Raw genomic sequence first — 20,013 nt, forward strand, 5'->3', positions numbered from 1 at the left:
TGCGTGCACAATTGGCAAGAAACCTCCCTCCGCAGGGAGGTTTTTTTTTGCCCGAGACTTTTACCTAGTGATTACTTTGCTGATAGCAGCCCGATAAAAGGAAACATCATGGAACTTGACGATATTCGCCAGGCAATCAGTAGTACCGATCAACAATTGCTGCAATTGCTGGCAAAACGTCGCCAACTGGCGCTGAAAGTGGCTGAGGCGAAGCTGAACCAGAACAAACCCATTCGCGATCAAAAACGGGAACAGGAATTGCTGGTGTCACTAATTACCCAGGGCAAGGCCCTCGGCATAGATGCTCAGTATGTTACCCGCATTTATCATGTCATTATTGAAGATTCGGTGTTACAACAACAAGCCAAAGTACAGGGACAGTTAAATGGCGAAAACGGTCCCAGTGTCAGGGTGGCATTTTTAGGTGGCCAGGGCTCTTACAGCTATTGGGCGACCCAGAAATATTTCACCCGCCGGGCTGAGCGGATTATTGAGCTTGGCTGCGACAGCTTTAACGAGATTGTCCAGGCGGTAGAAACCGGCCATGCCGATTATGCACTGCTACCGATTGAAAATACCTCTTCAGGTTCAATTAACGAAGTGTTTGATTTACTGCAGCATACCCGCTTATCTATTGTTGGCGAATTAACCCATCCTATCGCGCATTGTTTGCTGGGCATTGCCAAAGCTGAGCTTAGCAAGGTGCGCCAGGTGTGTGCACATCCGCAGGTTATTGCTCAGTGTAGTCAGTACTTACTGGGGCTGACAAACGTGAAAATTGACTATTGTGACAGCTCATCGGCGGCGTTTGCTAAAGTAAAAGCGCTGCAAGACCCCACCGTTATTGCCATAGGGGGTGAAGAAGGTGGCCAGTTATATGGCCTGGAGGTACTGGCCCGCGATTTAGCTAACCAGAAAGATAATGTCAGTCGCTTTATTGTCGTGGCCCGCAAGCAAGTGGTTGTCGCTAAAGCCATACCGGCAAAAACCACCTTTATAATGTATACCGGCCAGCAACCTGGTGCGTTAGTAGAGGCGCTGCTGGTATTAAAACAACATGGCATCAGTATGGCTAAGCTGGAATCGCGGCCGATACCGGGTAACCCATGGGAAGAAATGTTTTATGTTGATGTCTTTGCCAACCTGGCAGACTACGCCATGACCAGGGCGCTGGAAGAACTAAATAATATTACCAAGTTCGTCAAAGTATTGGGATGTTACCCCAGTGAAGATATTAAGCCGACCCAGGTAGCCACAAACTAACAACATCCAGATGAAAGTTGCCACTGGCTATCAGCAGCAACTTTCATCTTTTTTACCCGTTTTGCCAGTAGCCAATACTTTTGATCATTAATTAATAAAATTAAAATTGATGGTTTTAATATCAACCCATTTTGCCTGGCCATTACTCAAATCGTTAGCGGCATCCAGCATTTGCATATTTGGGTGCAGAGACAATCGGGTAAAGCCGGTATCCGGGTAACGGTCTTCGTGAGTTTCAGACGACCAGTTCCATGGACCATCTGACCAACCCGGGATTACCGCCGTTTCCGGCTGAGGATAGTTAATATAACTATAAAGAAACAGCGGCGTATCAGCACTAATAAACCGAAGTAAAGCATGCTTTGTCATGTCTACGCTAAATACCAGCTTTTTGTCTTCCTGATTTAATTGCACCATAGCTGCGCTGTTACTGTTGCTGGTTGAACCATAACCCTGCGCCTGTTGCCGGGGCACAAAACTCCAAATATTAGAGCCTAAGTCCGCCAGCGGCTTTTCCTCTTGAACACCAGAATTTGATTTAAAGTGCTGAACTTGTATCGCAACATCGCCAGCATCGACAATATTATTTTGATTGATATCAAAATGCACGCCATAAGAATACTCTACCCGGCCTGTTAACTGCGCATTGCGGTTAATGAGTACAACAGGGGGCAAATATTCCAGCTCGATGTCGAAATTTAAGCGACGGGCATTGTCAGAACTGTCACAGCCATTTGAAATATCGGGCAGGTCACTGCTGAAGAACTCCAGGGTTACGTTGCCTTCAGTAACACGCAAGTTCGAACCATTAAGTGAAAAAAGCGACGTCGAACGTTCGCCAGTCGTAACATCTTCAGATACCATTGAATTAACAGTACTGGACACCGTTTTAAATAAATCAACGACAAAACAGCCGCGACCGGGGTCCCTGACATAAGTGCTGATTGAGCGCTCAGAAATACCCACATACGTGTCACCGTCTAACTGCCACATGCCATAGTAATTTGCATTTAATGGAGCCGTTACACCACCACCTCCTCCGGCGTCTTCACCAGAACCGCCACCACAGGCGCTTAACAACCAAACACTGCCCAATAATGTCAAAGCGTGCTTAAACTGCATCAGGTATTCCCTTAACTTAGATTAACTACGGTATTCGTTAAATAAATAACGAGCTGTGAAATTCTTTGCGGAATATAGCTGTTTTCATTCTGACAATAAATGGATATTTTGAGTTTACAAAAAATAAATATAAACCCTGGAAAGGATAATCAAAAAAATAAACTATGCCCATAATAACAAGTACTTATGGTAATCAGCTGTTGTTGAAAGGCCAGCAAAACACGGCAGTAAATACTGAAAGATTAAACAAGGTTGTATCTTAAGACTGCAGAGCAAAGACAGCGATAGCAATAGCCACCAAAGACACAACGGTGCTGCCGATAACTAACAACTTATACGTTCTGATCTGGCGCTCGGCTTCGGCTGAAGCTTGTTCAGCCAGGGCTATCACTTTTTGTAGCTGTTCTGCCAGAGTATGTAATGACTGGGCATTTTTGGTTACCGCCTGCTGCAGTTCACTGATTTGTTGCGCCTGTACCGGGTCGGTTTTTGTTTCAGCAGGCTTAGCAGTAAAAGCAGGGATAGCGGTGGTAGCAATAGTGGTAAGGTAAGGTCCCAGCACTTTGATTAGTGGAATAAGTTGTAATGCCATATATACTCCCGTGCTATTGCTGATACAGCTCCAGTGGCAAGCCATCCGGATCCTGAAAAAAGGTGAAAGATTTACCGGTATATTCATCAACCCGAACCGGCTCCACGCTAACCCCATTTGTTGTTAAATACGCCACGTAATCAGCCAGATTTGTCACCCTGAATGCCAGATGGCGTAAGCCCTGAGCCTCAGGTTTGCTGGGCCGTGGCGGTGGCTTCGGGAAGCTGAACAGCTCAAGCTGGCTGCCATCGGCCAATTGTAAATCCAGCTTCCAGGAGTCGCGCGCTGGCCGGTAATTCTCGGCGAGAATTTGCAGCCCCAATAGCTCACTATAAAACGCTTTGCTACGCGGATAATCGCTGCATATTATCGCTACATGATGAATACCTGTCAGTTCTGCCGCCACTACGTTTGCTCCATTGCGTTTACTGCGTTGTATTAGAGAATTTTTTTAATTTCTGATTTAAGATTGTCATCTGCTGTGCTGGCCAGTAAAGGGGTCAGAATTGCCTCGGCCTTGGCACGCTGATCCTGCGCCAGGTACAACTGACTTAACCTGAATTGTGCCCAGTCGTTAAAATCAGCCATACGGCCATCGGCTAAAAATTCATTTAAGGCATCAATACCTTGCTGTGGCTCAGTTTTGGCCAGCACGCTCGCCCGGCCCAGCTGATATAATGCCAGCAGGCGGTTTCGCTGACCTTCTTCATCAGCTACCTGTTTTTCGCTGGCTCTACTAAATTCCAGCATCGCTGCCTGATAGTCCCTGTTTTGCGCCAAACCAACGCCTCGCATAAAATACGGCTCTGGCCGGCTTTGTAACAAGGCACTATTTTCAATTAACTTTTCAGCGGCTGCGGTATCTTCAGCGCTAAATAGCACTTCGAGCTGTAACAATTGACCTTGCAGGGGATCTTGTTGTTCTAACCTTGCCGCGATAGCCAGTGCCTGCTCTTTATCACCACCGGCAATGCCAGGGGCCTGGGCATAGTATTTTCCTAATGCTTTCAGGTAACCGGTATCTGCAGGAGCCAGCGACACTGCCTGCTCAAAGGCTTTGCGACAGCGCTTGGCATAACCCAGCGCACTGAACATACTGGCTTGCTGAGCATTATCGCAACTTGCCCTGCCAAACCAGAACTGATAACGGGCGTTATCGGCTTCAATTTTCACCGCCCGGGCTAATAGCTCTTCAGCGGCATCTGCCTGCCCCAGCTCAAGTTCGCTGCGACCCAGCGCTGCCAGCAACCAGGCATCTTTGGTTTTTCGGTTTACTTTATCAGCCAGTAGCACTTTGGCAGCTGCAAAATCCTGTTGCTGCCACAGGTCTGATACTTGTTGTTGCAGATCTGCCGGCGCAGCAGTTAGCCCAAAGCTAAGCAGCAAAGCAGTAAAAGTTACTTGTTTCATGGCTGTCCTTAATTTAAGTGTTAGCAGCATTGTAACCGCTGACAGCCATTTGCCAATGCCCAATACTATCTGGTTACAACTTAATACTGTCTCCTTTAGCCGGGATCAAGGCGTTAATTCCCAGAGCGTGCAATTCCTGCTGCAATACCAGCTGCGCTTCAGGCTCACCATGCACCAGATAAAATTGCGGCTGACCACCAATTGCTTGCGCCCAGGCTAACAGTTCACTCTGGCCGGCATGCGCGGAAAAACCCCCAATGGTATGCACTTTGGCTTTAACCACAATATCCTGACCAAACATTTTCACCCTTTTTTCACCGTCAACCAGCCGTCGGCCTAACGTACCTCGCGCCTGAAATCCAACAAAGATCACGTGATTAGTGTTTTTCCAAAGATTATGTTTAAAGTGATGGACTATCCGACCACCATTACACATGCCACTACCCGCGATAATAATAGCGCCATTGGTTACCCGGTTTATCGCCATTGAATCTTCGACTTTTGGGGTCAGCTTCAGCATCGGCAACAGTTGTTGCAAACTGCGGCCGGCACCAATTTTGTCTAAATCAGCCTGATCAAGCGCATGCAAAAAATCGTTGTAAATGTTGGTAATGCTGATTGCCATTGGGCTATCCAGAAAAATTGCCCGCTGCTTTAACCGGCCCTGATGGTGCAACAGGGCCAGATAATACAGTACTTCCTGTGAACGGCCGAGGGCAAAAGCCGGGATAAACACATTGCCACCTTCCTTATCAGCCTGTTCCAGCGCACTGGCAAACTCCTCCACGGTATTATCCAGACTCTGGTGGTTGCGGTTACCATAAGTACTTTCCATCAGCACAATATCGGCCTGGCCAATTTCAGTCGGATCATACATCAGTACGGTAGCCGGGTTACCTAAATCACCGGAGAACACCAGCTTACGCATGGCCTGGTTGCCCTTGATCCAAAGCTCGATAATCGCCGAGCCCAGAATATGGCCGGCATCGGCGAATTCCAGCTCTAACCCCGGCATTGGCACCAACCTTTTGCGATAAGCCAGTGGCTGCACCAGCTCACTGACCCGCTCGGCATCAGCTACCGTCATTACCGGATCGTGCTGCTTTTTGCCACTACGGGCGGCTTTTTTGTTCTGCCACTCTAAATCTTTCAGGTACAAGCCGACAGAGTCTTTCAGCAATACCGGTAAGATTTTAGCAGTACCGGGGGTGCAGATAATTTTGCCTTTAAAGCCGCGTGCAACCAGCAGTGGCAGTAAACCACTGTGATCAATATGCGCATGGGAGAGAATAACCAGATCAATGTCTTTCGGTTTAAAGGCAAAGCGGAACTTATGCCACTCCCGTACCTGATCCGCCCCCTGCGTCATGCCGCAATCGAGCAGGATTTGCTGCTTATTATGCTCGATAAGATAGCAAGATCCGGTAACCTGACCGGCAGCACCTAAAAAGGTTAAATTGGCTACAGACATAGTGTTGTCCCTGTGATTAGCGAATTAAGTTTATATCGCATCCTGACTGCTAAAAGATTAGTCTATATCAAACATATTGTTAGTTTGTGCTAAATACCACTTTGCAGGAGCCGTTATGTCAGACGCGCATAAGCTATATAAACGCCATTTCACTTCAGCGGAAGAATCACAGGCCGCGATTGCCAAATTACAGGATCATGAGTCCTACAAACTGGCCTTTGCCGACAACGATTTTTTAATGCAGGACGATTTGCGTCATGTCAGGTTGCAGCTGGAATACCTGAAACCGCAACTGGTACTGGAGCAGCACGGCGTTGAAGCCACCATAGTGGTTTTTGGCAGCGCCCGCTTTCTGTCACCTGAGCAGGCGGATAAAAATCTGCAGCTGGCCGAACAGAGTCTGGCTAAGCAGCCAGAGGACAAAGCGTTACAACAGGCCGTTAAACTGGCCAAACGCAACCAGAAAAACAGTGACTATTATCTCGCCTCGCAACACTTTTCACAGCTGGTGACCGAACATAGCAATAAACATCAGGACAGTGCCTTAATGATCATCAGCGGCGGCGGCCCGGGGGTAATGGAAGCAGCCAACCGCGGCGCGATGGCAGCCGGTGGTGAAAGTATCGGCTTAAATATTGTGCTGCCCAAAGAGCAACACCCCAACCCCTACATCACGCCAAAATTTTGTTTTCAGTTCCACTATTTTGCCATTCGTAAAATGCACTTTCTGCAACGCGCCCGGGCCTTAGTTGCCTTCCCAGGTGGCTTTGGCACCTTAGATGAGTTGTTTGAAACCCTAACCCTGATTCAAACTAAAAAAGCCGAACGGGTGCCGGTTATTTTGTACGACAAAGCGTTCTGGCAAAGGCTGATAAACTTCGACATGCTGGCCGACGAGGGCTTAATCAGCCCACAGGATTTAAAGCTTATTCAGTTTGCTGACACCCCGGAACATGCCTGGCAGCTTATTTATGATTACTACGAGCTGGGGCAAACGCAGTCAAAGTAACCCTGAAAAAGGGCCATTAATAGCTGGTCATGCGGGCAGCTGCATGCCTTGCCGTTTTAGACTGGACCAGCAAAGCGGATTGCGCTAATAGGTCTGCTGCTGGTTGGTAGCTTTTAGATTAAAAGCTCACAAACTAAATATTGAGATTTATAAAAGTGTTAACACCAGTTATCCTGCTATTACGCAAAAATACCCAGTACAAATCATGTTCCCTTGAGTCTTTTCTTAGTGAAAAAGAAATAGAAAACAATTCGCTTTGAATCGTTAGCGTAATTTTCTCAAGTGGGTGCGAACCGCTTAGTTTTGTTTGTTTCCTATTTTTAAACGCGTAAATTAACTTCTCTCGAATTTCATTAGAAACTTCAATTCCGTTAAATTTCACTATAGAACTTGGTTGACTTATTGCCTCAACCGAAAACTTAAATAGGTAATATCGGCTAACCAACTGAGCAGAAAAAGTAACAAACAGCAATGACATAATAACGGGGACAAAAAGTTTAACGCGCCTTACATTCCCTGTACGATAACAATATAGAAGATAGGCGGATGATACAAAAAATAGCATAACTATAGCCAAAAACATCATCATAAAAAAATCAAAATTTTCAGCCATCATCAACGAAAAACTCATACTTATTACCTGTCAGAATCAATGAGCAAAGCGATAAGGTCTTGCTTTTTGCCACTACTCTGCTTACCCGAGAATAATACAGGCCGGAATAATCGCCAAGCGTTTCAAACGTAAAGATAAGTCCTGTCCCGAACAAGCTAACTGCGGCTATCGGCTGCTTTCTGAAGTAACTGCTTACTTTCTTGCAAAAACTGGCCGGCCAGCTCACCAAAGAACTGCTGGCCTTTAGCAAACTGAGCCATCAGGCCGGCTTTATCCTGATTTTTCAGCAATTGCAAAAGCTCACTAAAGCGCTGTTGATAACGCTCTAGCAAGGCCGTTACATCAGCCGATGACAGCATAATATCGGCATACAGCTCGGCATTCTGGGCAAATAAGCGCCCTACCATGGCCAGCTCTAACCGGTATATTGGTGAGCTTAGCTGCAGCAACTGGCTGAGATCAGCTTGCTCTTCAGCCAGGTGGCTACCGTACACTAAAGACGAAAAGTGACGCATCGCCTGAATAAGCTGCATCGCCTTATCGTGCTCTGCTGCGCTCTGGCTGGCGAGCTCGGCGCCCCAAACCCGCAGCTGTTGTAGTAACCACTGATACTGCGGCTCTGCCCTGCCATCACATACCACCACTACCTGCTTTACCAGGTTAGTGATATCGGGGCCGAACATCGGGTGTAGCCCCACCACCGGGCCAGCATGTTTGGCCAGCATCGCATTTAATGGTTGCTGCTTAATACTGGTAATATCGGCCAGCACGCAGTTATCCGGCAAAGCAGGCAGCTGGCTAATCACTTGCTCTGTTAATGTAATCGGCACCGCTATCAGCACCAGCGCAGCATCAGCGCATAACATACCGGCATCTGGCCAGTCGGCCTGCTCCAGCACCAACACCTGATAACCAGAGCGCTGAAATAAACTGACAAAGCGTTGGCCCAGTGCGCCGGCGCCGCCTACCACCACCACTTTACCGCCCTCAGGCCGGCAACAGACAAAATGGTTTTCCTGGGTGGCGTACGACTCCCGCATTATCCGGCGCAGCACATCTTCTACCAGCTCAGGTGATACTTGCTGTGCCCGGGCTTGCTTACGCCTTGCAGATAGCAGCATTTGCTCACGCTCGGGTACGTATACCGGTAAAGCAAACTGCTGTTTTACTTTACCAACTTGCGCGGTCACTTTGGCCCTTTCGGCCAGCAGTTGCACCAATTGGCTATCGATAGTGTCAATTTGCTCGCGCAGCGGCGCTAACTGCTGCTGGGCCTGCTGTTGTTTGTCCATGCTGTTACTTATCCGTGCTTTTATTGATACATCTTAAGCTGCTGCCACCAAACGTTGCATTTGTTGGTGCAAACTAGCCAACAGCTCTGTGGTCGTTGGCCAATCGATACAAGCATCGGTTACCGAGACACCATAATGCTCTGCTTTGCCATTGGTTAAGTTCTGGCGGCCACCAAATAAGTGGCTCTCCAGCATGATACCAATAATGGCCTCGGTGCCAGCGAGTCGTTGCGATAACACCGCTTCTGCCACCGCAGGCTGGCGGTTATGATCTTTATTCGAGTTACCATGGCTGCAATCTACCACGATACCGTGTGGCAGATTCAGTTTATCCAGCTCTGAGAGCGCAGCATTAATACTGTCGGCATCGTAATTAGGCTTAACGCCGCCGCGCAAAATAATATGGCCATCGGGGTTGCCGGCGGTTTGCACCAGGCTGACTTCACCGCGCTGGTTAATCCCAATAAAACTATGACCGCTGGCCGCCGACTGCAAGCCATTTAACGCCACATTCAAATTACCATCGGTGCCGTTTTTAAAGCCAACCGGCATTGATAAACCACTGGCCATTTCGCGGTGGGTTTGCGATTCAACCGTACGCGCGCCAATCGCGGCCCAACTGATCAGATCGGATAAATATTGCGGGCTGATTGGGTCCAGCGCTTCGGTGGCGGTGGGCAGTTCCATTTCAACCATTTTCAACAACAGCTCACGGCCCCAGGTTAAGCCGGTTTCCAAATCGAAGGAGTCATCCAGGTGTGGGTCATTAATAAAGCCTTTCCAACCGACTGTGGTGCGTGGCTTTTCAAAATACACCCGCATCACGATATATAAACTGTCGATATATTGCTGTTGTAAGGCTTTTAGCTTGGTGGCGTATTCAATTGCTGCTACAGGATCGTGAATAGAACAGGGCCCCGTCACGACTAGTAAGCGCTTATCGCGGCCATGGACAATATTAGCAATATCAGCCCTGGCGCGGGCAACAAAGTCAGCGCCCTGCTCTGATAATGGCAGTACTTTTTTCATTACCGCAGGTGGGCTCAGTGGCTTGGTCGCCACTATTCTTAAATCATCGACAATCTGGCTCATGCTATCTCCATGGGTGGGCTGATGTGCTGGTGATTAAGCATAGATAAAAACGACGATAACAGTGGTCAGACGCCTTGATGTAAACTTAATAATACAGCACGTAATTAATTAAATACAATTTATCCATAGTAAAGATCTTGCCGGACAGCGTCAACCCGCTGCAGCCCAATAAATACGAGATAAAAAGGATTTATTGCCAATAAATTAAACGTAAACTATTTAATACGAAATGATGTGGGTTATTAGAACTGCCGCAGTAGCCGCTGATAAGCCTGCTGAATTTGCCTGAATTTCTCAGTATGGCCACTGGCCCGGTCGGGATGAAATAACAGAGCCTGAGTTCGATACGCCTTTTTCAATTGTGCCAGACTAAAGCCCGGATGCAAGTTTAGCAGCTGTTGTGTCTGCTCCGTCGATAACGCAGTTTCAGTTACTGCGCCTTTACTAAAATGCTGCCAGAACTGCCGCAGGTAGCTATCGAGCAGCTGCTCGCTCATCGCATAAAAGTTGTGCCAGTTACTGTAGTATTCAGCCTTGCTTTGGTTATCATCGTGCTCCGCCATACTATTAGCAGTCTCACGGCAGTCGCTAATCAGCGTAACCTTCGCCAGGCCAATGCTCAGAAACCCTTCGTTTGCACTACGCCAGTCGGTTTGCAGGCGATACAGCAAATGATACAACACAAAGTGTTGCTGAAAACGTTGCAGGTCAGGACTCAGTTCGGTGTCAGTGGTTAATTTAAGCTCTAAGCGGGACAGTAAATACTGCTCAGTAAGGCTGCGCTCTGGCGCATCAGGTATGGCAGAGAGGATCAGGCTTGCCAGTTGGTTTTGTAACAACTGGAGTACGGGTTCGGTAAGGGGCGGCTGAATAGATGACATAATAAAAAGGCCGGCAATCGCCGGCCTTTAAGGTTTGCTTAGTTAAGCTTTTCGCGGATACGCGCTGATTTACCTGAACGATCGCGTAAGTAGTAAAGCTTAGCACGGCGAACCGCACCACGACGTTTAACGGTGATGCTGTCTACCAGCGGGCTGTGCGTCTGGAATACACGCTCAACACCTTCGCCATTAGAAATTTTACGGACGGTGAAGGCTGAATGAAGACCACGGTTACGCTTAGCGATAACTACGCCTTCAAATGCCTGCAGACGGCTTTTGTCGCCTTCTGTCACTTTAACCTGAACCACAACAGTGTCGCCCGGCGCGAACGCTGGCACGTCTTGCTTTAACTGTTCTTCTTCAAGTTGTTTGATGATGTTTTGGCTAACTTTGCTCATAACAATCTCACTTTACCTGGAATTAACTATCTTGCTGCTGCAACGCCTGGTGTTCCTGTTGAAACTCAGCCAGTAATTTGCGTTGCTCCTTAGTCAGAGCCAGGGGTTTTAATATATCTGGCCGTCGTAACCAGGTCCTTCCCAGGGCCTGTTTCAAACGCCAGCGTCTGATTTCTTCGTGGTTACCGCTCAGCAAAACTGACGGCACCTGTTTATTGGCTAACACCTCAGGCCGGGTATAATGCGGACAATCCAGCAAGCCTTCAGAAAATGAATCCTGCGCTGCGGATAAGTCGTGCCCAAGTACACCAGGTACTAAGCGAGATACTGCATCAATCAGTGTCATCGCTGGCAACTCGCCCCCACTTAACACGTAATCACCCACTGACCATTCTTCGTCAATTTCGCTTTCAATTACGCGCTCATCAATGCCTTCGTAACGGCCAGCTACTAATAGTAGCTTATCGTGCGTGGCCAGCTCAGCTACACCTTGTTGATCTAGTTTACGACCTTGCGGCGATAAGTAGATGGTGTGAACCTTGCCCCCTGCAGCCTGTTTGGCCGCCCGAATTGCTTCGGTTAAGGGTTGAACCATCATTAACATGCCCGGACCACCGCCATAAGGCCGGTCATCAACGGTACGATGCTTGTCCGAGGTAAAATCCCGCGGGTTAAAGCACTGTAACTGCATAATGCCCTGCTTTACTGCCCGGCCGGTTACTCCGTATTGCGTTATTGCATCAAACATCTCTGGAAATAACGTTACTACGCCAAGCCAGAGTTTAGCGTTTTGCTGCATTAAAACGCCGGATCCCAGTCAACAATAATCCGCTTTTCAGCCAGGTTGACGCTTTTCACCACTGTATCGGTTAAAAACGGCAACAAACGCTCTTTCTTACCAAATGCATCTGTCCGGTTGGCTTTCACCACAATAACGTCGTTAGAGCCCGTTTCCATCATGTCCGAGACTTCACCTAAGTGATAACCCGCTACGTTTACCACAGCCAGACCCATCAGGTCTTTCCAGTAGTAATCGCCATCTTCTAACGAAGGTAGCGTTTGCGCGGTTACCGCTATTTCAGCGTTAACATAACGCTGCGCGATATCCCGATCACTAATGCCGTCCAGTTTTGCTATCAGGCCATTGCTATGGCGCTTCCAGCTTGCAACCTGCACCGGTAGCCAGTTACCCTGCAATTTGATTTGCCAGGGTGTGTAGTCAAAAATCCCTTCCGGGATATCGGTGTAAGCAACTACCTTAAGCCAGCCATTAATGCCGTAAACAGCACCAAACTTACCAAGGACAACTAAGTCTTTGTCGTCTTTGTCACTCAAGGCTACTACTCCACACCAATTTGCTAATTAAGCAGTTGCTTTCTTAGCGGTTTTTACCAGGTTTGCAACGCGGTCACTTAATGCAGCACCTTGTGCTACCCAGTGATCAACACGCTCCAGGTCCAGACGCAGTTTCTCTTCAGTACCGCCAGCGATTGGGTTAAAGAAACCCACGCGCTCAATAAAGCGGCCGTCACGAGCAAAACGGCTGTCCGCTACCACAACTTGGTAAAATGGACGCTTTTTCGCGCCACCACGTTGTAAACGAATAGTTACCATACCGTCCTCTAAAAATAATCGTTCAGGTTTTAAAAAATAATAAAGCCCCCAGTCAGACTGAAGGGCTGCTGCATTGTACGGATTTTTGCTGCAAATGCAAGGCATTTCAGGCTTTACAGCGAGTATGTTGGCCTGTTTAGCGCGGAGGTAACATGCCCGGTGGCAGTTTGCCGCCCATGCCACGCATCATTTTCATCATGCCGCCTTTACCCGACATCTGCTTCATCATTTTCTGCATTTGCATAAACTGTTTCAGTAACTTATTGATATCCTGTACCTGACAGCCAGATCCCGCCGCAATTCTTTTTTTACGTGATCCTTTTAGTAAGTCAGGATAATTACGCTCTTTCGGGGTCATCGAATTAATTATGGCTTCCATCCGCACGAACTGTTTATCATCCAGTTGGCCCGCTGCACCAGCCGGCAGGTTTTTCATGCCGGGCAGTTTATCCATCATTGACATCATGCCGCCCATGCCACGCATCTGCACCAGCTGTTCCCGAAAATCTTCCAATGAAAAGCCTTTGCCTTTCATCATTTTCTGGGCCATCTTCGCGGCTTTTTCTTTATCGACTTTCTGTTCCAGATCTTCGATTAAGCTCAGCACATCGCCCATGCCTAAAATGCGCGACGCTATCCGGTCCGGGTGAAAGGGCTCCAGGCCATCAGTTTTTTCACCGGTACCCAGAAACTTAATCGGCTTACCGGTGATATGACGAATGGATAACGCCGCACCGCCGCGGGCATCACCGTCTGTTTTAGTTAAAATAACCCCGGTCAGCGGTAGCGCTTCATTGAATGCTTTTGCGGTATTAGCCGCATCCTGCCCCGTCATCGCATCAACCACAAACAGGGTTTCTATTGGCTTGACCGCTGCATGCAGCGCTTTAATTTCGTTCATCATATCGCTGTCGATATGTAAACGCCCAGCTGTATCCACCAGCAATACATCAAACATCCGGGTGCGGGCATGCGCAATAGCGGCATTAACAATGGCCACCGGCTGCTGGCTTAAATCGCTGGGGAAAAACTCTACGCCCACATCTGCCGCCAATGTTTGCAGCTGCTTAATGGCTGCGGGTCGATAAATATCAGCCGATACCACCAGCACTTTTTTCTTTTTGCGTTCTTTTAAGAATTTAGCAAGCTTAGCGACAGAAGTGGTTTTACCGGCGCCCTGTAAGCCTGCCATCAGCACCACTGCCGGAGGTTGAGTGTTTAACGCCAGTTCTTCATTGGCTTCACCCATCGCCTCTTCTAATGCAGTACGGACAATCTTAAGAAACTCCTGGCCCGGGGTCAGGCTTTTACTGACTTCCAGCCCTACTGAGCGCTCTTTGACATTTGCCACAAAGTCACGCACTACTGGCAAAGCCACGTCTGCCTCTAATAAGGCCATCCGTACTTCACGCAAGGTGTCTTTAATATTGTCTTCCGTCAGCCGGCCACGGCCACTGATGTTTTTTAAGGTTTTACTTAACCGATCGGACAGGTTCTCAAACATTTTTTTTACCCGTATTCAATTATTGCAGCGATTATAACGCAGCCAGAGTGTTACGTCAGCCGCTTATCACGTGCTAAAGTGGCCAGCTATAACTGCTGGGCTTAAGCAAACAGTTACCATACAATAACCAACACACTGAAACACAGGATTGTTAACAATGACCGGACTGCTTCCTTTTTTCGCATTAGCGGCCTATTTGCTGGCGACAGGCTCAGTATTGCTGCGGTTATTTCACCCCAAGGGGCCCCATTTTAAATTAATGTTCAGTGCAGGCATTGTTGGTTTAGTGCTGCATATGCTGGCTCTTACTCAGACCCTGTTTACCCCCGAAGGCCAGAATTTCAGTTTAATGAATGTCAGCTCATTAGTGTGCTGGCTGGTTACCGTGGCAGTTACCCTTACCGCGCTACGCACGCCCACTGTGCTGTTGTTACCGGTGGTATATGGCTTCGCTGCACTGATGCAAATCGCCATGCTGCTGGTTCCGCAGGATTTACAGCTACATCATTTTGAGCAGAACATCAGTTTGCTGGTGCATATCACTATTGCTTTTCTGGCTTATGTGGTGCTTACCATGGCAACCTTATACTCGTTCCAGGTTAGCTATATAAGTGCCAGGCTAAAGCAAAAAGATATTACCCCGGTCAGCCAGTTTCTGCCGCCATTAATGCAAGCAGAAGCAATTCAGTTTCGGCTACTGATGGCTGGCACCGTGCTGTTAGGTCTGGCACTGCTTATTGGTATGCTATTTATCGATAACTGGTTGGGCAAAGCTAATTTACATAAAACAGTACTCAGTGCACTGGCTTTTATGGTTTTTCTCAGCCTGTGTTGGGGCCATGCCCGAAAAGGCTGGCGCGGCAGAACGGCTATTACTTTAACGGTAATAGGTACCAGTTTGCTAACCCTCGCTTATTTTGGCAGTCGCTTTGTCAAAGAGGTAATAATTGAAAGGCTTGGTTGAAATTAACGGTTTTTGATAGCGCCGGGCGTTAAACTGCTGTTAAGATGCAAATTGATGTTTGGCAATAAAGGTATTTAGCTCTTGGACGACATATCGACTAGTACGCTGTTTATAATTCTAGGCGTGCTTATTGTGCTTTCTGCTTATTTCTCAGGTTCTGAAACAGGCATGATGTCTGTTAACCCCTACCGTCTGAAACATCTTACCAATGAGAAAAACAAGGCTGCACTGCGGGTCAGCCGGCTGTTAAAACGCCCAGACCGATTGATCGGCCTAATACTGATCGGCAACAACCTGGTTAATATTTTTGCGTCGACTGTGGCCACTATTATCGGTGTCAGATTATATGGTGATTATGGTTTAGCAATAGCACCAATTGCTTTAACGGTTATTATTTTAATTTTCGCTGAAGTTACCCCCAAAACCCTGGCCGCCTTACACCCTGAAAAAGTAGCACTACCCACTTCAGCAATACTGTCAGTACTATTGAAAGTATTTTATCCCTTCGTCTGGGCATTAAATAAGATTACCAATGGTTTGCTTAACTTACTCGGTGTCAGCCCGGAGAAACATCAGGGCAACAGTTTAAGTGCAGAAGAGTTACGCACAGTAGTTTATGAAGCGGGTGCTCTGATTCCCGAGCAGCACCAGAATATGCTGGTGGGTGTGCTTGATCTGGAAAATGCCACGGTTGAAGATATTATGATCCCGCGTAATGAGATTGTCGGTATCGACATTAATGACGAATGGAAAGACATTGAACGACAGCTGGCTAACTTTCAGTACAGCCGAATTTTGTTGTTCAGAGATAACATTGACGATGCCATTGGTTTTGTTCACCCGCGCGAATTGATGCGCCTGCTGATTAAAGAGCAACTGACTAAAGCTTCCCTGCTGCGCGCTGCCAGTGAAGTTTACTTTATTCCGGAAGGTACGCCGTTAAATACCCAGTTACTGAAATTCCAGGGGGCTAAAGATCGCATTGGTCTGGTAGTCGATGAATATGGCGATATACAGGGGCTGGTTACCCTGGCAGACATTTTAGAGGAAGTTGTTGGTGAATTTACCACTGATATTGCCGAAGATACCAACGAAGATATCCTGGCCCAGCCTGATGGGACTTTTTTAATTGACGGCAGTATTAACTTACGGGATTTAAACCGGGAAATGAAAATGAACCTGCCAACTGATGGCCCTAAAACCTTAAATGGCCTGATCCTCGAATATCTGGAAGAAATTCCGCAGGGCCGGTTAAGTGTTAAACTGGCAGGTTATCCAATGGAGATAGTCGATGTGCAGGACAATATGATTAAAACTATTCGCCTGCTGGTCAATCCTAAAAAAGCAGGTTCAAAAAAGCCAGCACATTAAAGCAGTGCCAACAGCACAGTAATTCCAGGCTAACGGCGGCGCAGTTAATCGAAAAACAGCCGCCATAACCAGCCACGCTGTAAATCCTTTTCACACTTTTTCAGCTGGGCACTGTATATCTTTGCCCGATCATCTACCCGACGCGCTACCGTTGATAACCAGGCCTTATTTTTATAGCTGCCCCGACGGTAGCCGCCCCAACCTTCATGATAATTAAGGTACTGATGATAACCATCCCACTTCGACACTTTATTTAGGCGGTAGGTTTTATCAATATACCAACCCATAAAGTCGATGGCATCAGCAAAGTCGTTGCGGCTGGCCCAAAAGCGATCGGCTTCTTTAACATACTCGTCCCAGGTAACCGTTTTCGCCTGCGAGTAGCCATAAGCTGAGCTGCCGCGGCCATAAGGAATAAAACCAATAAACCAACGCATGGGAGGCCGGGCATTATGTTTGAAGCTGCTCTCCTGATACATAATACTCATCGGCAATGCGATTGGCATACCCCACTTTTCGCTGGCAGCGGCAGCCGCATGATACCAGGAGCGGTTCTCTCTGAAAATTTCGCAGATATCCGAGGTGTTTTGTGGTGGAGGTGTACTGCAGCCACTAAGCACTGCCGCCAGGGAGAGTACAACAATTTTTTTCAGATGTTTATGAGGTGTTTGAACTTTTTTCATCATGATGATTCTAACAGCTTGAACGGACGCAAACCAAGTTTTTGTTATTCCCTGGTTCCTCCTTTTTACGGCTGTCTCCTGACAGCCGTTTTTTTATCGTTAAAGCGCTGGACGCCCGGTTTAAATAGGTTATTTACAGGCGGGTACTTCTGCAAAATACTCTTCAATATAGTGGTCAAAACTCAAGCTGTCGTGCTGCTCAATCTGCTGCTGATCAGCAATTGATGTTGCTGCCGCCTGCGCGAAGTCTTCGGCCTTATAAAACTGATATTCTTCGCTGCGCAACTGCGCCAGATACTCGCCGGCTTTTGCCAGCATAAAATGGCCATTATCTTGTTGGGTACTCAGCAGCTGGTTCAGTAACTGACCTGACAAAGTTTGCGCCGGATCCAACAAACAGACATAGTACTTCTTCAATGCGCCCTGATACTCTGTACTCTGATATGCCTGATCCAGCCATTTCGCAATTGGCATCATATCGGCAAAAATCTGCTCGGCCCAATCCAGCATCAACCTGCTGTTACCATCCTGCAATAATTCAAGATTAACCCGTCGGCCGTCCGTAACGACCTTGCGCAGGTTTTGCTCAGTAACAGTTTGTTGATCATCTGAAAGCGACGGGCTGTCTTGCAATAAACAGTAGAGTAAAAACACATCCAGTAAGCGCATTTGCTCAGCAGTAATGCCAATACTGCTAAAGGGATTAACATCAAGTGCTCGTACTTCTATATATTCCACCCCGCGCTTTGCTAGCGCACAAGTGGGTCGCTCACCCGACTCTGTAGTTCGCTTGGGACGGATCGTCGAGTAAAATTCATTTTCTATTTGCAGTACATTGCCATTGAGCTGTTGATATTCTCCATTTTGCTTAATGCCAATATTCTGATATTCGGCAGACGGCTGACTGACCGCATTATGTAAACCCGCAATGTACTCCGGCAAACTATTATACGTAATGCTCAGGCTGGACTGGGCACTGTTGGTATAGCCTAAATCACTCATCCGCAGCGACGTGGCATAAGGCAGATATAAGGTGCCCTTGCCCAGCTGCTGAAACGGATATGGCGAACGCCGACCGGCTATAAACGATTGGCACATTGCCGGCGAAGCACCAAACAAATAGACGATAAGCCAGGCATGGCGTTTGTAATTGCGAATAAGGGCAAGGTATTGCTCTGAGATAAAATCTTGCAATGTGCTCTGATCAGCAAGCTGCTGCTGATATAAGGACCAGAAACCGGATGGCAACGAAAAATTATAATGTACGCCGCTAATCGCCTGCATCATGCTGCCATAACGATTGTGTAAGCCTTTGCGGTATAAGGTTTTCATCCGGCCAACATTTGATGAGCCATACTGCGCTAACGGTATGGTGGTATCCTGGCCAATAAAACAGGGCATGCTCGACGGCCAAAGCCGCTCTTCGCCCAGCTGTTTTACCGTATAACGGTGTATATCTGCCAGTTGCGCCAGTGTGGTCTCTATTTTGTCAGTCGCCGGCGTAATAAACTCAAGCAGCGATTCTGAAAAATCAGTTGTGATCCAGGGGTGCGTTAGTGCCGCCCCCAACCGCTGCGGATGAGGGGTTAATGCCAGACTACCATCCTGGTTAATTCGCAGGGTTTCGCGCTCAATACCCCGCTTTATCCCAACTACCGCCTTTAAATTTTGTTCAGTCGCCAGCGCGTGCAGGCGTTGTTGCAGGATATCAGCCAAGTGAGGGCCCTTACTTTTATTGTTGCCATCGGACATGGGGTGGCGGTCTCAAAAACTCAAGCGTGTTGGCTAATTTACCGCGCTGACGGAAAATCAGGAACGGGGCTCATTATCCGGTTCATTTACTTTAACTGCGTCATTGCGCTCCTGCAGCTCATCAGCAAAATCTGCGTCGTTGGTATCACCGACCACATGCTCCAGTTTTAATTTTCGCACGCTTCGAATAGTAGTAACGGGCCCCGAGCATGCATAAATAAAGAAGATACCGAACAGCATCTCTGCCGGACGCGCTGCGATAACCACAAACACCAGCACCACACATAATATCGTCAGAAACGATACCCTGTCACGCCAGTTCAGGTCTTTAAATGAATGATAACGGAAATTACTGACCATTAGTAAGCCGGTTATTATGGTTAACAAGCCGACCAGATAACCAATATTGTCGCCATCAACCTCGTAAATAGAACCGGTCCATACCATACCCGCAATAATGGCCGCCGCTGCCGGGCTGGCCAGCCCCTGGAAAAAACGGCCATCAGTCACACTTAAGTTAGCATTAAAGCGCGCCAGGCGAAGCGCTGCGCAGGCTACAAAAATAAACGCTGCCAGCCAGCCAAACTTACCTAAATCGGCCAAGCCCCAGTTGTAGGCCACCAGCGCAGGTGCCACGCCAAACGACAACATATCCGACATGCTGTCATATTGGGCGCCAAACTCACTCTGGGTATTGGTTAAGCGGGCAACCCGGCCATCCAGACCGTCAAAAATCATCGCTATAAAAATAGCTACCGCTGCCGCTTCAAACCGACCATTCATGGAGGAAACAATTGCAAAAAAGCCGGCAAAGAGGCCCCCTGTAGTCAACAGGTTGGGTAACAGATAAATGCCTTTGCGCGGGCTGGAGTCAGTATGTTTTGAGTCTGTCATAAAACCATCTTTTCTAATTAGCAATTGTTAGATTATAAGGGACTTAGCTTAACATGGATAGGTAAACGGCAAAAGTTGCTGCTCTGCC

Annotated in this window: 21 protein-coding genes; 4 read left to right on the forward strand and 17 right to left on the reverse strand. The window is 47.8% G+C overall.

Annotated features, from left to right (window positions below):
- Positions 1–108: 108 nt before the first annotated feature.
- Positions 109–1,263, forward strand: coding sequence for a chorismate mutase (locus B2Q61_RS02715; RefSeq protein WP_290621053.1), 1,155 nt, complete (start codon positions 109–111; stop codon positions 1,261–1,263).
- Positions 1,264–1,350: 87 nt separating this feature from the next.
- Here the strand turns inward: B2Q61_RS02715 and B2Q61_RS02720 are convergent, their stop codons facing one another.
- From B2Q61_RS02720 to B2Q61_RS02740, 5 genes are all read right to left on the reverse strand, one after another.
- A complete protein-coding gene (locus tag B2Q61_RS02720; RefSeq protein ID WP_290621051.1) occupies positions 1,351–2,385 on the reverse strand; it encodes a hypothetical protein in 1,035 nt (344 codons plus the stop codon).
- A 259-nt stretch (positions 2,386–2,644) separates the two neighbouring features.
- Entirely contained in the window at positions 2,645–2,977 is a 333-nt protein-coding gene (locus B2Q61_RS02725) for a hypothetical protein (RefSeq protein WP_290621049.1), read from the reverse strand.
- A gap of 13 nt (positions 2,978–2,990) precedes the next feature.
- Positions 2,991–3,383, reverse strand: coding sequence for a VOC family protein (locus B2Q61_RS02730; RefSeq protein ID WP_290621047.1), 393 nt, complete (start codon positions 3,381–3,383; stop codon positions 2,991–2,993).
- Between the two features lie 32 nt (positions 3,384–3,415).
- Complete coding sequence (locus B2Q61_RS02735) at positions 3,416–4,387, reverse strand: tetratricopeptide repeat protein (RefSeq protein ID WP_290621045.1); 972 nt, start codon at positions 4,385–4,387, stop codon at positions 3,416–3,418.
- A gap of 73 nt (positions 4,388–4,460) precedes the next feature.
- On the reverse strand, positions 4,461–5,858 hold the full coding sequence (locus tag B2Q61_RS02740; RefSeq protein ID WP_290621044.1) for an MBL fold metallo-hydrolase: 1,398 nt from the start codon (positions 5,856–5,858) through the stop codon (positions 4,461–4,463).
- Between the two features lie 115 nt (positions 5,859–5,973).
- Between B2Q61_RS02740 and B2Q61_RS02745 the strand changes: the two genes are divergently transcribed.
- Entirely contained in the window at positions 5,974–6,867 is an 894-nt protein-coding gene (locus tag B2Q61_RS02745) for a TIGR00730 family Rossman fold protein (RefSeq protein WP_290621042.1), read from the forward strand.
- 133 nt (positions 6,868–7,000) lie between these two features.
- Here the strand turns inward: B2Q61_RS02745 and B2Q61_RS02750 are convergent, their stop codons facing one another.
- From B2Q61_RS02750 to ffh, 9 genes are all read right to left on the reverse strand, one after another.
- Positions 7,001–7,498: a hypothetical protein gene (locus tag B2Q61_RS02750; protein WP_290621040.1), complete on the reverse strand. Its 498-nt coding sequence runs from the start codon at positions 7,496–7,498 to the stop codon at positions 7,001–7,003.
- 137 nt (positions 7,499–7,635) lie between these two features.
- A complete protein-coding gene (tyrA, locus tag B2Q61_RS02755) occupies positions 7,636–8,772 on the reverse strand; it encodes a bifunctional chorismate mutase/prephenate dehydrogenase (protein ID WP_290621038.1) in 1,137 nt (378 codons plus the stop codon).
- 33 nt (positions 8,773–8,805) lie between these two features.
- Positions 8,806–9,864 (reverse strand): 3-deoxy-7-phosphoheptulonate synthase, encoded by a 1,059-nt coding sequence (locus B2Q61_RS02760; RefSeq protein WP_290621036.1) that lies wholly within the window; start codon positions 9,862–9,864, stop codon positions 8,806–8,808.
- A 242-nt stretch (positions 9,865–10,106) separates the two neighbouring features.
- On the reverse strand, positions 10,107–10,745 hold the full coding sequence (locus tag B2Q61_RS02765; protein WP_290621034.1) for a DNA-J related domain-containing protein: 639 nt from the start codon (positions 10,743–10,745) through the stop codon (positions 10,107–10,109).
- Between the two features lie 38 nt (positions 10,746–10,783).
- Positions 10,784–11,143, reverse strand: coding sequence for a 50S ribosomal protein L19 (gene rplS / locus B2Q61_RS02770; protein ID WP_290621032.1), 360 nt, complete (start codon positions 11,141–11,143; stop codon positions 10,784–10,786).
- Between the two features lie 22 nt (positions 11,144–11,165).
- Positions 11,166–11,942 (reverse strand): tRNA (guanosine(37)-N1)-methyltransferase TrmD, encoded by a 777-nt coding sequence (gene trmD, locus B2Q61_RS02775; RefSeq protein WP_290621030.1) that lies wholly within the window; start codon positions 11,940–11,942, stop codon positions 11,166–11,168.
- A complete protein-coding gene (rimM, locus tag B2Q61_RS02780; RefSeq protein ID WP_290621028.1) occupies positions 11,942–12,478 on the reverse strand; it encodes a ribosome maturation factor RimM in 537 nt (178 codons plus the stop codon). Before rimM ends, trmD begins: the two co-directional genes overlap by 1 nt.
- A 27-nt stretch (positions 12,479–12,505) precedes the next feature.
- Positions 12,506–12,757: a 30S ribosomal protein S16 gene (gene rpsP, locus B2Q61_RS02785; protein WP_046554096.1), complete on the reverse strand. Its 252-nt coding sequence runs from the start codon at positions 12,755–12,757 to the stop codon at positions 12,506–12,508.
- 136 nt (positions 12,758–12,893) lie between these two features.
- Positions 12,894–14,261, reverse strand: a complete 1,368-nt coding sequence (gene ffh / locus B2Q61_RS02790; RefSeq protein WP_290621026.1) for a signal recognition particle protein — start codon at positions 14,259–14,261, stop codon at positions 12,894–12,896.
- Between the two features lie 157 nt (positions 14,262–14,418).
- Here ffh and B2Q61_RS02795 point away from each other — a divergent pair, with 157 nt between their 5' ends.
- Together B2Q61_RS02795 and B2Q61_RS02800 are read left to right on the forward strand one after the other, a co-directional pair.
- A complete protein-coding gene (locus B2Q61_RS02795) occupies positions 14,419–15,225 on the forward strand; it encodes a cytochrome C assembly family protein (protein WP_290621024.1) in 807 nt (268 codons plus the stop codon).
- Between the two features lie 81 nt (positions 15,226–15,306).
- On the forward strand, positions 15,307–16,596 hold the full coding sequence (locus B2Q61_RS02800) for an HlyC/CorC family transporter (protein WP_290621022.1): 1,290 nt from the start codon (positions 15,307–15,309) through the stop codon (positions 16,594–16,596).
- 44 nt (positions 16,597–16,640) lie between these two features.
- Here the strand turns inward: B2Q61_RS02800 and B2Q61_RS02805 are convergent, their stop codons facing one another.
- From B2Q61_RS02805 to pssA, 3 genes are all read right to left on the reverse strand, one after another.
- The gene (locus B2Q61_RS02805; protein ID WP_290621020.1) at positions 16,641–17,282 is read right to left on the reverse strand and encodes a hypothetical protein; all 642 of its coding nucleotides are present in this window, start codon (positions 17,280–17,282) and stop codon (positions 16,641–16,643) included.
- Between the two features lie 126 nt (positions 17,283–17,408).
- Positions 17,409–18,995 (reverse strand): glutamate--cysteine ligase, encoded by a 1,587-nt coding sequence (gene gshA / locus B2Q61_RS02810; protein WP_290621018.1) that lies wholly within the window; start codon positions 18,993–18,995, stop codon positions 17,409–17,411.
- 93 nt (positions 18,996–19,088) lie between these two features.
- Positions 19,089–19,925 carry a CDP-diacylglycerol--serine O-phosphatidyltransferase gene (gene pssA / locus B2Q61_RS02815; protein WP_290621017.1) on the reverse strand — a complete coding sequence of 279 codons (837 nt, stop codon included), beginning with the start codon at positions 19,923–19,925 and terminating at the stop codon, positions 19,089–19,091.
- Positions 19,926–20,013: the final 88 nt, after the last annotated feature.

The sequence above is a fragment of the Arsukibacterium sp. UBA5043 genome, from assembly GCA_002415085.1.
Classification (GTDB): Bacteria; Pseudomonadota; Gammaproteobacteria; order Enterobacterales; family Alteromonadaceae; genus Alishewanella.

Bases quoted from the DNA above. Each gene is read 5' to 3' on its own strand.
- B2Q61_RS02715 (WP_290621053.1), top strand. From the start codon at position 109: ATGGAACTTGACGATATTCGCCAGGCAATCAGTAGTACCGATCAACAA.
- B2Q61_RS02720 (WP_290621051.1), bottom strand. From the start codon at position 2,385: ATGCAGTTTAAGCACGCTTTGACATTATTGGGCAGTGTTTGGTTGTTA.
- B2Q61_RS02725 (WP_290621049.1), bottom strand. From the start codon at position 2,977: ATGGCATTACAACTTATTCCACTAATCAAAGTGCTGGGACCTTACCTT.
- B2Q61_RS02735 (WP_290621045.1), bottom strand. From the start codon at position 4,387: ATGAAACAAGTAACTTTTACTGCTTTGCTGCTTAGCTTTGGGCTAACT.
- B2Q61_RS02740 (WP_290621044.1), bottom strand. From the start codon at position 5,858: ATGTCTGTAGCCAATTTAACCTTTTTAGGTGCTGCCGGTCAGGTTACC.
- B2Q61_RS02745 (WP_290621042.1), top strand. From the start codon at position 5,974: ATGTCAGACGCGCATAAGCTATATAAACGCCATTTCACTTCAGCGGAA.
- B2Q61_RS02750 (WP_290621040.1), bottom strand. From the start codon at position 7,498: ATGAGTTTTTCGTTGATGATGGCTGAAAATTTTGATTTTTTTATGATG.
- tyrA (WP_290621038.1), bottom strand. From the start codon at position 8,772: ATGGACAAACAACAGCAGGCCCAGCAGCAGTTAGCGCCGCTGCGCGAG.
- B2Q61_RS02760 (WP_290621036.1), bottom strand. From the start codon at position 9,864: ATGAGCCAGATTGTCGATGATTTAAGAATAGTGGCGACCAAGCCACTG.
- B2Q61_RS02765 (WP_290621034.1), bottom strand. From the start codon at position 10,745: ATGTCATCTATTCAGCCGCCCCTTACCGAACCCGTACTCCAGTTGTTA.
- rplS (WP_290621032.1), bottom strand. From the start codon at position 11,143: ATGAGCAAAGTTAGCCAAAACATCATCAAACAACTTGAAGAAGAACAG.
- trmD (WP_290621030.1), bottom strand. From the start codon at position 11,942: ATGCAGCAAAACGCTAAACTCTGGCTTGGCGTAGTAACGTTATTTCCA.
- rpsP (WP_046554096.1), bottom strand. From the start codon at position 12,757: ATGGTAACTATTCGTTTACAACGTGGTGGCGCGAAAAAGCGTCCATTT.
- ffh (WP_290621026.1), bottom strand. From the start codon at position 14,261: ATGTTTGAGAACCTGTCCGATCGGTTAAGTAAAACCTTAAAAAACATC.
- B2Q61_RS02795 (WP_290621024.1), top strand. From the start codon at position 14,419: ATGACCGGACTGCTTCCTTTTTTCGCATTAGCGGCCTATTTGCTGGCG.
- B2Q61_RS02805 (WP_290621020.1), bottom strand. From the start codon at position 17,282: ATGATGAAAAAAGTTCAAACACCTCATAAACATCTGAAAAAAATTGTT.
- pssA (WP_290621017.1), bottom strand. From the start codon at position 19,925: ATGACAGACTCAAAACATACTGACTCCAGCCCGCGCAAAGGCATTTAT.